Annotated in this window: 12 protein-coding genes; 2 read left to right on the forward strand and 10 right to left on the reverse strand. The window is 72.8% G+C overall.

Features of this window, described 5'->3' with window-relative positions; all coding sequences use genetic code 11:
- Positions 1-33: 33 nt before the first annotated feature.
- Genes AOM00_RS00720 through AOM00_RS00730 form a run of 3 tightly spaced genes read right to left on the reverse strand, consistent with a single transcriptional unit; the run spans position 34 to position 2,842 of the window.
- A complete protein-coding gene (locus AOM00_RS00720) occupies positions 34-915 on the reverse strand; it encodes a tetratricopeptide repeat protein (RefSeq protein ID WP_062515963.1) in 882 nt (293 codons plus the stop codon).
- Between the two features lie 26 nt (positions 916-941).
- Entirely contained in the window at positions 942-1,925 is a 984-nt protein-coding gene (locus AOM00_RS00725; RefSeq protein ID WP_062515964.1) for a DUF8094 domain-containing protein, read from the reverse strand.
- Entirely contained in the window at positions 1,922-2,842 is a 921-nt protein-coding gene (locus tag AOM00_RS00730) for a hypothetical protein (protein WP_156158956.1), read from the reverse strand. Before AOM00_RS00730 ends, AOM00_RS00725 begins: the two co-directional genes overlap by 4 nt.
- A gap of 147 nt (positions 2,843-2,989) precedes the next feature.
- Between AOM00_RS00730 and AOM00_RS00735 the strand changes: the two genes are divergently transcribed.
- Positions 2,990-6,001 (forward strand): hypothetical protein, encoded by a 3,012-nt coding sequence (locus tag AOM00_RS00735; protein ID WP_062515966.1) that lies wholly within the window; start codon positions 2,990-2,992, stop codon positions 5,999-6,001.
- A 1-nt stretch (position 6,002) separates the two neighbouring features.
- Complete coding sequence (locus AOM00_RS00740; RefSeq protein ID WP_228373359.1) at positions 6,003-6,407, forward strand: hypothetical protein; 405 nt, start codon at positions 6,003-6,005, stop codon at positions 6,405-6,407.
- A 181-nt stretch (positions 6,408-6,588) separates the two neighbouring features.
- Here AOM00_RS00740 and AOM00_RS00745 read toward each other — a convergent pair whose 3' ends face one another.
- The 7 genes from AOM00_RS00745 to atpD form a co-directional block, all read right to left on the reverse strand.
- Complete coding sequence (locus AOM00_RS00745; RefSeq protein ID WP_062515967.1) at positions 6,589-7,356, reverse strand: alpha/beta fold hydrolase; 768 nt, start codon at positions 7,354-7,356, stop codon at positions 6,589-6,591.
- A 28-nt stretch (positions 7,357-7,384) separates the two neighbouring features.
- Positions 7,385-8,131, reverse strand: a complete 747-nt coding sequence (locus tag AOM00_RS00750; protein ID WP_062515968.1) for an alpha/beta hydrolase — start codon at positions 8,129-8,131, stop codon at positions 7,385-7,387.
- Positions 8,132-8,150: 19 nt separating this feature from the next.
- Entirely contained in the window at positions 8,151-8,456 is a 306-nt protein-coding gene (locus AOM00_RS00755) for an Rv1322 family protein (RefSeq protein WP_062515969.1), read from the reverse strand.
- A gap of 75 nt (positions 8,457-8,531) precedes the next feature.
- Positions 8,532-9,983, reverse strand: a complete 1,452-nt coding sequence (locus AOM00_RS00760; RefSeq protein ID WP_062515970.1) for a glycoside hydrolase family 1 protein — start codon at positions 9,981-9,983, stop codon at positions 8,532-8,534.
- A gap of 152 nt (positions 9,984-10,135) precedes the next feature.
- Positions 10,136-10,831, reverse strand: coding sequence for an endonuclease NucS (nucS, locus tag AOM00_RS00765; RefSeq protein WP_062515971.1), 696 nt, complete (start codon positions 10,829-10,831; stop codon positions 10,136-10,138).
- Complete coding sequence (locus tag AOM00_RS00770) at positions 10,831-11,118, reverse strand: F0F1 ATP synthase subunit epsilon (protein WP_062302536.1); 288 nt, start codon at positions 11,116-11,118, stop codon at positions 10,831-10,833. Before AOM00_RS00770 ends, nucS begins: the two co-directional genes overlap by 1 nt.
- Positions 11,119-11,120: 2 nt before the next feature.
- Positions 11,121-12,599: a F0F1 ATP synthase subunit beta gene (gene atpD / locus AOM00_RS00775; RefSeq protein WP_062302896.1), complete on the reverse strand. Its 1,479-nt coding sequence runs from the start codon at positions 12,597-12,599 to the stop codon at positions 11,121-11,123.
- Between the last annotated feature and the right edge of the window lie 15 nt (positions 12,600-12,614).

Consider the following 12,614-nt stretch of genomic DNA (forward strand, 5'->3'; position numbering starts at 1 on the left):
CGATCCCGTTGCGACCGTCAGCGGGGAGGCGGGTCAGTAGAGCGCCGAGGCGAGCGCCTGGCGTGCGCGCAGGACGCGCGCATCCGCGGGGTCGACCACGTCGAACAGCTCGAGCAGGCGCGCACGCACGCGCTCACGGTCGTCGCCGAAGGTGACGCGCACCAGGTCGACGAGCCGACCGAAGGCGTCGTCGAGCATGCCCCCGAGGACGTCGAGGTCCGCGACCGCGAGCTGGGCGTCGACATCGTCCGGTGCCGCGGCGGCCGCGGCCCGCACGGCCTGAGGATCGGCCAGACGCGAGCGCGCCATCAGGCGCACCTGCGAGCGACCCGCGCGCGCGTCGGCATCCTTGGGGTTCTCCCGCAGCGCCTTGTCGTACGCGGCCTCGGCCGCGTCCATGTCGCCGCGCTCGATCGCGTCGTACGCCTCCTGGTGCAGCGGCGGCAGCGGCGGCTCCGGCTCGGCCTGAGGCGCACCGGTCGGCTCGCCGAGACCCTCGGCGGCTCCCATCTGGCGTGCGGCCGCGACCACCTGGCCCAGCACCTCGTCGATCTGCTCGCGCGTCGCCGCGCCCTGGAACAGCGGCGCCGGCCGGCCGCCGACGAGCGCGACGGCTGCCGGCACGGCGCGGATCTGGAAGGCCTGCGCGATCGCCGGCTGGGCGTCGACGTCGCACGCGGCCGCGGTCACCCCCACCGCTGCGGCGGCGCTCTCGATCTCGCGCGCGATCTCCTCGCTCTGCGGCGAGGCCGACGAGACGAAGGCGATGACCACGGGACGCTGCAGCGACTGCTGCGCGAGCTCCTGGAACGCCGCCTCGTCGATGGTCGCGAGCCCCGAGTCGGCACGTCGCGACCGTGCCGCGAGCGCCGCCAGGTCGACGGCGCCGCGCATGGCGCCGGGGATGTCGGTCATGAGTCTCCTCGGTCGTTCCGGTCGGGCTACTTCGCCGCGACGCTGATGAGATGGTGGTCCGCGGCGACGACGGCGGGCTTGGCCTCCGTGTCCGAGGCCGGCGGGATGTGGATGACGAGCATGTCGCGGTACCGGTGGGTGACCCGGTCCTTGAGCTTGCCGTCGACGAGCGCCTTGTCCGAGTCGGAGATCGACACCGTCGCGCCGCCCTCGACCCGCAGCGAGGACCTCACGACGATCGGAGCGAACACGAGCGCCCCGCCGTCGGCGGTCGCGATCGCGTACGTGTCGTCCTCGCGCGTCTCGATGGTGTCGACGTACTTGCCGTCGCCCTTCTTGGCCGCGGTGTTGAGCACCTTGCGCGACGCGAACAGCCGATCGCGGAAGGTGTCGGGGGCGAACTCGTCCGCAAGATCGGAGCCGGCGCCCTCGCGCAGCAGCGTGACGTAGTCCTCGACCACCTTCTGGGGAGAAGGCGTCACGGTGGCATCGTCGAGCGCGAGCTGGCTCGAGCCCACCGCGGTGCCGGGCATCGCGGGCAGCGTCGCGCCCGGAACCATGTGAGCCCAGTCCTGGAGCACGTACTCCGAGTCGATGTCCTCCTGCAGCCACAGGAGCACCACAGGCGTGCTGTCCTTCGGGGCGTCCGAGACACCGATCATCATGCGGGGGAACGCGCCCTCGGCGGAGACGTACACCGCCTGCATGGTCGACGGGATCTCCTCGAGCGCGGCCTTGTCGCCTGCCTTGACCATCGCGTACTGCGCCTTGCGGACGTTGGGCACCGCGCCACCGACGCGGTCGCCGAGCAGCGACACCTTGCGCTTCTCGTCCGCCGCCGCGAGCTCCTCGAAGGTCTCGGGGACGATCCGGTCGATCTGCGTCTGCGTGATCGCGGACGTCTCCTGCGCGGCGGGGGCCGCTACCGCGGGCGGGACGTCAGGGGTGCACCCCGCGAGGGTCGCCAGCCCGATCGCGACCGCTCCCGCGATCGCCGCCTGCCGCCTCATGCGCGGTCCTCCTCGTCGTCGTGCCCGTCCCTGGGCGCATCGTGCTCCGTGCCCTCCACGAGCGGGTGCTCGCCGGTGGTCGGATCCTCCTCCGCCGTCACGAGCGGGATGCCGCCCGAGGCCGTGAGCGCCTCCCGACGCTCGCGGCGTCCGCCCGGGGTGGCGGGAGCCGCCGGCTTGCGGCTCGCCACCGCGGTCTCGACCTTGGAGCCCGCGTGGCGATGATCGATGAACAGGAACACGAGCGCGATGAGCCCCACGATCGCGAGGAACCCGCCCCACAGCTTGAGCGGCTTGACCCAGCTGTCGTTGACGACGCGGTCGATGCGCATCGAGACCGCGGACAGCGGCGAGCCGTCCGTCGACTCGACCACGATCTCGAGGCCCACGGGGAGGGTGTCGGTGTCGAGCACGAGCGTGCCGTCCTCACCCGTCCACGAGTCGCGCCAGATGTCCGCGATCTCCACCGGCGCCGCGGAGGCGCCCGGCTCGGCCGACGGCGAAGCCGAGGCCTCCGCGGATCCGCTCGGCTGCGCCGAGGCGGAGGCCGAGGGATCCGCTGCGGCGTCGGCCGTGGCGGAGGCGGACGGCTCGGGCGAGGCCTCGGCGAAGCTGTCGGTCGCGAGCTCCTCCCAGGTGGGGACGCCCGTCACGACCGTGGCCGATCGGGTCGCGGCCCACGCCTCGGCGTCCTCGACCCGGCCCGAGTAGGCGGTGATCTCGCTGGTGCCCTCGACGGTGATGGTCCCGCCCGGGGCCATCGCGACCATCTCCGGCCCGAGCAGCAGGACCGGGGTGTCGAGCGAGGCAGATGGGGTGCCGAAGGCGGCCGGGCGCATCGCATCGGCGATCAGCCCGCCGATGAGGAGGAGCAGCCCGAGCGCGCCCGCGATCAGCGCGGTGGTGCGCAAAGTCACGTGTGTCTCCGTTCGTCTCGCTGTTCACTCTACGAGACTTGCGGCCAACGCTGTCGGGGGCGACTTTGTTCCGGGCCCTGCACGGGCACTACCCTGAGGGGCGAATGCGAGACCCGCGCGGCCCCCTCCGCGCGATCGAGGAGAGTCATGGCCGAAGAGAACCTGCCGTTCCCGCTTGCGATGCGCGGCTACGACCGGGAGGCCGTCGCCGCCCACATCGCGCGGCTCGAGGACGCCGCACGCGAGCAGGCGGCCGCTGCGGAGCAGGCACGCCGCGAGGCGCAGCAGGCCCGCGGCTCGCTCGATGAGGCCCAGAAGGCGCTGCGCGAGTCCGAGCAGCCGACGTACAAGGGCCTCGGCGCGAGGGTCGAGCAGCTGCTGCGCTCCGCCGAGGAGCAGTCCTCCGACGTCATCGCCCGTGCGAACACGCATGCGCAGGACACGGTCGCGCGTGCCAACGTCGCCGCCCAGCAGCTGCGGGCACGCGCGGACAACGAGGTCGCGGAGATCCTCGCGCAGAGCCGCCGCGAGGCCGATGAGATCAAGACGCAGGCGGAGCACCTCGCCGGGGGCGTCCGCGAGGCCGCGGAGCGCCAGGCCGGCGAGTCCGTCGAGCGCGCCCAGCGCGAGGCGGAGCGGATCCGCTCGGCCGCGGAGGCCGAGGCCGCCGAGGTGCGCGCGACCGGCGAGCGCGAGGCGCACACCGTGCGTGCCACCGTCGAGCGCGAGGCCACCGAGCTGCGCGTCACGAGCCAGCGCGAGGCGGCCGACCTGGTCGACGCCGCGCGGACCGAGGCGGAGCAGAAGCTCGCGCACGCGCATCAGGAGTCGAGCCGTCTCCGGGACGACGCCGCGGCCTTCCTGGCCGCCGCGCACACGGAGGTCGACGAGCTCACCGAGGCGACGCGGGTCGAGACGGAGCGTCTCAAGGCCGATGCCACGCGCATCGTCGCCGAGGCGCGGGACGAGGCCGCGGCCACGCGCAAGGCGGCGGAGGCCGCCGCGGGCCACTCGATCGCCGAGGCGGAGCGCGAGGCGGCGAACCTGCGCGCGGTCGCGGAGGCGGAGGCCTCCGACACGCGCATCTCCGCGGAGAGCGACGCGTCGACGATGCGCAACGATGCCCAGGCGGCGCTCGCGCAGGCCGCCGAGGAGGCGCAGGAGACGCGCGACGCCGCCGAGGCCGCCGCGACCGAGCTCCGACGCCTGGCGAGCGAGGAGGCGGCGCAGCTGCGCGCGCTTGCCGAGCGCGAGACCGGCCACCAGCGCCGCGAGGCGGATGCCTACGTGGCGGAGGTGCGCCACGCGGCCGCCGAGGATGTCGCCCAGCTCCGTCACAACACCGAGCAGGAGACCGCCGAGCTGCGCGCGGTCGCGGCCCGCGAGGCCGCCGAGCTGCGCACCGCCGCCCAGACCGAGGCGACCGAGCTGCGCGACAGCTCCGAGGCGTACGCGGCCGAGCTGCGCCAGGAGACGGAGGCGTGGGTCGCGCACCTGCGCCAGGAGACCGAGAACGCCACGGCGGCCGAGCGCCGCGATGCCGAGGCGTACGCGACCGGGCTGCGCAAGGAGACCGATGCCTGGGCCGCCGCCGAGCGCCGCGATGCCGAGGCGTACGCGACCGGGCTGCGCAAGGAGACCGATGCCTGGGCCGCCGCGCTGCGCGAGGAGGTCGGCGACGAGGTCGCAGCGCTGCGCGACGGCGCCGCCGCCGAGGTCGCCGGATGGCGCGCGGAGGCCGCCGCCGAGGTCGCGGCGCTCCGCAAGGAGACCGAGGCCTGGGATGTGGACCTGCGCCAGGCCACCGAGGCCTGGGCCGCGGAGCTCCGCCACGAGACCGAGACGTGGGAGGTGGACCTGCGCCAGGCCACGGTCGACGAGCTCGCGGCCGACCGCCTCGCGCTCGAGACCTGGGTCACGGCCCAGCGCCAGGAGACCGAGGCCTACGACGCCGACACGCGCCGGGAGGCCGATGCGTACGCGGGCGAGACGCGCCGCGCCGCCGACGCGTACGCCACCAAGGAGCGCCAGGGCGCCGAGGCGTACGCCGCCGAGCAGCACCGTGCGGCCGACGCCTACGCCGCGCAGCAGCGCCGCGACGCGGACGCCTACGCCGCGCAGCAGCGCCGCGACGCGGACGCGTACGCGACCAAGGTTCGCGAGGCCGCGGACGAGGAGGTCGCCGAGCTGCGCGACGCCGTCGCGGCCGAGCTCGCCGAGCTGCGCCAGGGCGCGGCCACGGAGGCGGAGGAGCTGCGGGCCGAGGCCGAGGCCCAGCTCAAGGACGCGCGCCGTCAGGCCGCTGACACCCGCCGCGCGGCGGACGAGGAGACCGGCGCCCTGCGTGCGCTCGTCGCCACCGAGACGCTGCAGCTGCGTCAGGCCGCCGAGTCAGAGACCGCGGACCTGCGCGCGACCGTCAACGCGGAGCTCGCCGAGCTGCGCTCCGCCGCCGATGCCGACGCCACGCGCCTCACCCGCGAGGCCGAGGCCGCGCTGGGCAAGGCGCAGCAGCAGGCCTCCGACCTGCGTGCCTCCTCCGAGCGCGAGGCGAAGGACGCCGTCGCGAACGCGACCGCCGAGTCGCAGCGCCTGGTGCAGGTCGCGACGGTCGAGTCCACGCGTCTGCGCGACGAGGCCCAGGCCGAGGCCGAGGCTGCTCACGAGGAGGCACGCCGCACGCGCGAGGACCTCGAGCTGGACATCGCCACCAAGCGCGAGCAGGCCGAGCGCGAGCTCACGCAGCGTCACGAGGAGGCCACCGCCGAGACCGCGGCGATGGTCGAGGACGCGAAGCGCCGCACCGCTGAGGCGGAGGACCGCCTCAGCGCGACCCTCGAGCGTGCCGAGGCGGTGCGCCGCGAGGCGGAGGTCCACTCGCAGACCCTGCTCACCAACGCGCGCAACAACGCCGACGAGATCGTCTCGGAGGCGCGCGAGCACGCCGAGGCCATCATCTCCGAGGCCGTGAGCGACGCCGAGCGCGAGCGCACCATGGCCGCCCGCGAGGTCGACGAGCTCAACCGTCAGCGCGAGTCCATCACCACCTACCTGGACGATCTCCGCGGGCTGCTGTCCTCCGACCCGGTGGGCAACCTCGCGCGCGCGACCCGGCTCCAGGCCGAGCACGACGCCGAGGCCGAGCACACCGAGGCCTGACGTGGACGCGCGCGACGACCGTCTCGAGATGGCGGCCGCCCTCGAGCGGCGCCGGCAGGCGGAGTCGCGCGCGGCGGCCGGCCTCATCGAGGCGTTCGTCCGCGACGCCGAGGCGGCCGGGCTGGCCCCCGAGACGCTCACGGCGCGCACGTACGACGGCCGCTCCCGCATCCGTACGCATGTGACGGGGTGGTACCTCAAGCGCGACCGGTCGGTCGGCGTCGGCACCGACGGGAGCTTCTACGTGCTGTCGACGCCGGGCGGGCTCATGGAACGGCTCCGGGGTGCGACGCTCGCTCCCGCCGATCCCCCGCTCGAGCTGGGCCGCGGCGCGCGCGACGGCGAGTCCCTGCCGCTGCAGGAGGCGCTCGACAAGCGCCTCGCGGGCGGCGACTCCTGGGGCTGACACCCGCCGGCGCCGCATCGCGCCTGGATGACCAGCGGTTCCCGGACGTGGATGGAGGGGGCACCTCACGCCCCCCTCGTGGTGAGGTGCCCCCGCACCAGCATGGTGACACGGGCACCGTGAGCGCGCCATACCCGCGGCACAAATTTCACATATCGGTAACGCGGGGGGCCTGATCGTCTCAGGATGCGGTCTCGGCGCGCTCGATCAGGCCGGCGACCAGCCCTGCGACGGCCTCCGGCGCCTCGACCGCGCACAGGTGCCCGACGCCTTCCAGCACCACCGGCTCGACCCCCAGCGAGGCCGCCATGGCGCGCGCGGCGGGCTGCCCGGCGATCGCATCGTGCTCGCCTACGGCCACGAAGGCGGGGACCTCGAGCGACGAGAGCACCTCGGTGCGGTCGGGACGGGCCGCCATGGCGCGCTGCCCCCATGCGATGCCGTCGCCGCCGTGGCGCGCGATGTTCGCCGCGACCGTCCCGACAAGCGCCTCGCGCGCCTCGCCCTGCGTGCCCACCAGGCCCTCAGCAGCGCCGCGCGGATCCGGGTGACCCTCGGCGCCGTCGACCTGGTCGGCGAGAGCGAGGCGGGCGTCGCGCGCCTCGTCCGTGTCGGCCTCCGACTTGGTGCCCAGCAGACCGATCCCGGCGACCGCCTCCGGGTGACGCTCGGCGACGGCCATCGCGATGTAGCCGCCCATCGAGCAGCCGACCCACACCGCGTTCCGATGCCCCGTGACCTCGCGCATCGCGAGCACCGCGGCATCCGCGACGAGCTCGAGCGACGGCTCCTCGTCCGGGAGCGGCATGTCGCCGATGCCAGGCACGTCGAACGTGATGATGTCGCCGGGGAGCGCGGGCAACGCCTCCAGCAGCGGGTCCCATTGGGACCTGTCGACAGGGAAGGCGTTGAGGAGGACCAGGGGCGTGCCGTCGGGTACGAGGCTCACGGGAGACTCCTTGAGGTCGGGCCTGACCTCATTCCACCATGGACGCGGGCACCGCGTCGGGCAGCGGCGCGCGGTCGGGCGCGACGCGCTCGACGATCGCCTGGTGGACCAGCCTCACGTACCGCTCCCCCACCCACAGGTGCTTCGCCTCGGGCACGGCGATCAGCTCGAGCTGGGTGAGCGGTGCGAAGCGCTCGCGCGCCTCCTCCGGCTGGAGGAAGTCGTCGTGCTCCGGGACCAGCGCGGTGACCGGCTTGCCCGTGGCCGCCCAACGGCGCATGTCCTCCTCGGTGGCACGATGCAGGGGCGGGGACAGCAGGATCGCCCCCTCGACGTCCAGATCGGCGCCGTGCATGAGCGTGAGCTCCGTGCCGAAGCTCCAGCCGACGAGCCACCGGTGCGGGAGCCCCCGGCTCACCGCGAAGTCGACCGCGGCGCGCACATCGGCGGCCTCGCCGATGCCCTCCTCGAAGCGGCCCTCGGAGGTCCCCCGCGGCGAGGACGTCCCGCGCGTGTTGAAGCGCAGCACCGCGAGCCCGGCGAGCGCAGGAAGCCGCCAGGCGGCCTTGCGGTACACGTGCGAGTCCATGAAGCCGCCGTGCGTCGGCAGAGGGTGGAGCGTGATGAGCGTGCCCGTGACGGGGCCGTGCGCGGGAAGCGCGAGCTCGCCCACGAGCGTGAGCCCGTCCTCGGTGCGCAGCACGATCTCCTCGCGGTCGGCAGGGAGCACGGTCATCGAGCGCAGCTCGACCAGGTTCTCGGTGTCCTCGGTCATCGTGTCCTCTCTCAGCGCCTCAGCGGGCGCGCCCGAAGCCCTGCCAGCAGCCGGTGTGCCAGTGCCGGCGCGCATCGGCGGCGGCCTCGGCGCCCATGATGCTCTCGACCGGCCAGGCGACCACGTGCTGCACTGCGCCCGAGATCTCACCATGGCAGCCGGGGCACACGAAGGTGCGGTCCGTCGGTCGCGGGATGGCGACGTAGAAGTCCTCGCCCCGGGGGCCTCGCTCGATGCGCGCGCGGTTGCCCCACACCCGATCGACGTCGAGCTCCTCGTGGGGCCTGCCGTACGGGCGCTTGGAGGAGCGACGACCGGAAGGCATGGGGTCCAGTCTACGGCCGCACGGTGCCCCGCTCCCCCGCCCGGCGCATCGTCGCCGGACGGGCGGAGCGTGAGGTCAGTACGTGCGCGCGGGCGTCTCCACCGCCGCGTCGAGCTCCGCGAGCGGCAGCGGTCCGCGGCGCGCGATGGTCGCGCGGTACCAGTAGGCCGAGTCCTTCCAGCGGCGCTCCTGGGTCGCGTAGTCCACGCGGACGATCCCGAAGCGCTTGGCGTAGCCCTGCGCCCACTCGAAGTTGTCCATGAGGCTCCAGGCCATGTAGCCGCGGACGTCGGCGCCCTCCTCGATCGCGGTCCTCACCGCGCCGATGTGGTCGTGGAGGTAGCTCACGCGGTCCGCGTCGCGGATGCGGCCGTCCTCACCCAGCACGTCGTCCCACGCGCCGCCGTTCTCGGTGACGTAGAGCGGCTTCCCGGTCTCCCGGTGGATCTTCATGAGGTGCGCGTGGAGCGCGCCGGGGTCCGTGTTCCAGCCCATCGCGGTCATCTTCCCGGGAGGGGTCATGAACTCGATCTGCTCGTCGCCCGGCCACGGCGAGTTGGCGCCGGCCTTGTGGCCGTCCGCGAGCGTCGCGACGTCCGATGCGGCCTTGGCCTTGTGCGCGTTGTGGCGCACCACGTGGGAGGCGTAGTAGTTCACGCCGAACCAGTCGACGGCGCCCTTCATCTCCTCGAGGTCGCCCTGCTGCACGAACGCCCAGTCGGTGAGGTGCTCGGTGTTGGGTCGCAGGATCGCCGGGTACGTGCCGTCCACGAACGGCTGGTGGAACATGCCGTTGGCGAGCGCATCGATGTGCGCGCTCGCGGCGAGGTCGAGGGGGTTCGACGGGTCCCACGGACGCGGCGTGTGCGAGTTGTTGACGATGCCGATGCGCAGGTCGGGCCGCACGGCCTTCATGGCGCGGTAGGCGCGTGCATGCGAGAGCAGCAGGTGGTGCGCGGCGGTGAGGCCCTCGACATCGTCCGCATGGCCCGGCGCGTGCGCGCCGGAGCCGTAGCCCACGAACGAGCTCACCCACGGCTCGTTGAACGTCGCCCACGTCTCGACGTCGGCGCCCAGCTCCTCCGCAATGCGGGTCGCGTACGCGACGAACGCGTCGACCGTGTCGCGGCTGAGCCAGCCGCCCTTGTCCTCGAGCGGCTGCGGGAGGTCCCAGTGGTACAGGGTCGCGAGGGGCACGATGCCCTTCTCGCGCAGACGCGCCACCAGGCCCCTGTAGAAGGCGATGCCCTCGGGGTTGAACTCGCCCGTGCCGGTGGGCTGCACGCGGGGCCACGCGATGGAGAAGCGGTACGCCTGGAGACCCAGGTCGACCATCATGTCGATGTCGCGCTCCCACCGGTGGTAGTGGTCGCACGCGACGTCGCCGGTGTCGCCCTCGACCACCGCGCCGGGCGTGTGCGAGAACGTGTCCCAGATGGACGGCCCGCGGCCGCCTTCGGTGGCCGCGCCCTCGATCTGGTAGGCGGCCGTGGCCGCGCCGAAGAGGAAGTCCTGGGGGAAGATCATGGATGCGAGCCTAGCCGAAACGATTCGACCCGAGCCCCTCACCCGACAGCGCCAACGGAGCTGGTCCCGGTTCGCAGGCGTGTCGCGCCGAGGAACGGCCGACACGCCGCATCGTTCCCGCGGGATCCGTTGCTGCTGTCGGGGTGGGAGAGCTAGAAGAGCCGGTCGCTCAGGTCCACGTCGCCCTTCATCGCCTCGTAGTCGAGGAGCAGGCAACGGATGCCTCGGTCCTCCGCGAGCACGCGGGCCTGGGGCTTGATCTCCTGCGCGGCGAACACGCCCTGCACGGGCGCGAGGAGCGGATCGCGGTTCATGAGCTCGAGGTAGCGCGTGAGCTGCTCGACGCCGTCGATCTCGCCGCGACGCTTGATCTCGATCGCGACGGAGGCGCCGGCCGAGTCGCGCGCGAGGATGTCCACCGGGCCGATCGCGGTCATGTACTCGCGGCGCACCAGGGTGTGCCCGTCGCCGAGCAGCGTGATCTGGGCCGCGAGGAGCTCCTGGAGGTGCGCCTCGACGCCGTCCTTGACGAGCCCCGGGTCCACCCCGAGCTCGTGCTCGGTGTCGGACAGCACCTCGTGGAGCTCGATCTCGAGGCGGTCGTCCGTCTTGTCGTGCTGGACCACCCAGACCTCGGTGACGCCGCGCTCCGCGGCCTCCTCCGTGAGGGAGGAGGACCGCAGAGTGCACGGCGGGCTCATCCAGTTGAGCGGCTTGTACGAGCCGCCATCCGAATGGAGCAGGACCGAGCCGTCGGCCTTGACCATGATGGCTCGGGTCGCGAGCGGAAGATGCGCTGACAGCCGTCCGGTGTACCGGGCCGCGCAGCGCGCGATCACCACCCGCATCAGTGAGCGGCCGGAGCCTTCGCCTCGGCGGGGGCCACGGGCTCGACCACGACCGTGACCACGTCACGGTCGAAGGACACGAAGCCCGAGGAGATCGGGAACTCGGCGTCGCCGTCGGCCCCGCCGCGCACGCGCACGGTGCCGGCCCGCAGGACGGACAGCACCGGCTCGTGCCCGGTCAGGAGGCCGATCTCGCCCTCCACGGTGGGCGCGACGAGCCGCTCCGCCGTCCCCGACCAGAGGACCCGGTCGGGGGCGACGACGTCGACGGTGAGAGGACCGGCCATGATCAGCCGATCTCCTTCTGGATGCGCGCCCAGTTCTTGTCGAGGTCCTCGAGACCACCGATGTTGAAGAACGCCTGCTCCGAGATGTGGTCGTACTTGCCGTTGACCAGGCCCGAGAAGGCCTCGACGGTCTCGGACAGCGGCACGGTCGAACCCTCGACGCCCGTGAACTGGGTCGCCATGTAGGTGTTCTGCGAGAGGAACTGCTGGATCTTGCGCGCACGCGCGACGATGATCTTGTCCTCCTCCGAGAGCTCGTCCACACCGAGGATCGCGATGATGTCCTGCAGCTCCTTGTTGCGCTGGAGGATCGACTTCACGGCGTTCGCGGTCTCGTAGTGGTCGCGGCCCACGTAGCGCGGGTCGAGGATGCGCGAGGTCGACGTCAGCGGGTCCACCGCGGGGTAGAGGCCGCGCGACGCGATCTCACGCGACAGCTCCGTGGTCGCGTCGAGGTGCGCGAACGTGGTGGCCGGCGCCGGGTCGGTGTAGTCGTCCGCGGGCACGTAGATCGCCTGCAGCGAGGTGATCGAGTGGCCACGGGTCGAGGTGATGCGCTCCTGGAGCTGGCCCATCTCGTCCGCGAGGTTGGGCTGGTAGCCCACCGCGGAGGGCATGCGGCCGAGCAGCGTCGACACCTCGGAGCCCGCCTGCGTGAAGCGGAAGATGTTGTCGATGAACAGCAGCACGTCCTGCTTCTGGACGTCGCGGAAGTACTCCGCCATGGTCAGCGCCGACAGGGCGACGCGCAGACGCGTGCCCGGCGGCTCGTCCATCTGGCCGAAGACCAGGGCGGTCTGCTTGATGACGCCGGACTCGGTCATCTCCTCGATGAGGTCGTTGCCCTCACGGGTGCGCTCACCGACGCCCGCGAACACCGACACACCGTTGTGGTTGTTGGCGACGCGGTAGATCATCTCCTGGATGAGGACGGTCTTGCCGACGCCCGCACCACCGAAGAGGCCGATCTTTCCACCCTGCACGTACGGGGTGAGGAGGTCGATGACCTTGATGCCCGTCTCGAACATCTGGGTCTTGGACTCGAGCTGGTCGAAGGCGGGCGCCTTGCGGTGGATGGGCCACGTCTCGGTGACCTCGATCTTCTCGCCCTCCTTGGCGTTCAGCACCTCGCCGGTCACGTTGAACACGTGGCCCTTGGTGATGTCGCCGACGGGCACCGAGATCGGCTTGCCCGTGTCGAGGACCTGGGCGCCGCGGACGAGGCCGTCCGTGGGCTTCAGCGCGATGGCACGGACGAGGTTGTCGCCCAGGTGCTGCGCGACCTCGAGGGTCATGTGGAGCACGCCCTCGTCCTCGCCCTGCGAGGACAGGTCGATGTCGACCGTGAGCGCGTTGTAGATGTCGGGGATCGCGTCGGCCGGGAACTCGATGTCGACGACCGGGCCGACGACTCGCGAGACGCGACCGACGACGGGCGCGTCCGCGGCGTTGGCCGGGGTGGTCTCTGCGGTGGTGGTCATGATCTCTCGCTTCTT

Origin of the sequence: Demequina gelatinilytica (genome assembly GCF_000971115.1) — a bacterium.
GTDB classification, from domain to species: Bacteria; Actinomycetota; Actinomycetes; order Actinomycetales; family Demequinaceae; genus Demequina; species Demequina gelatinilytica.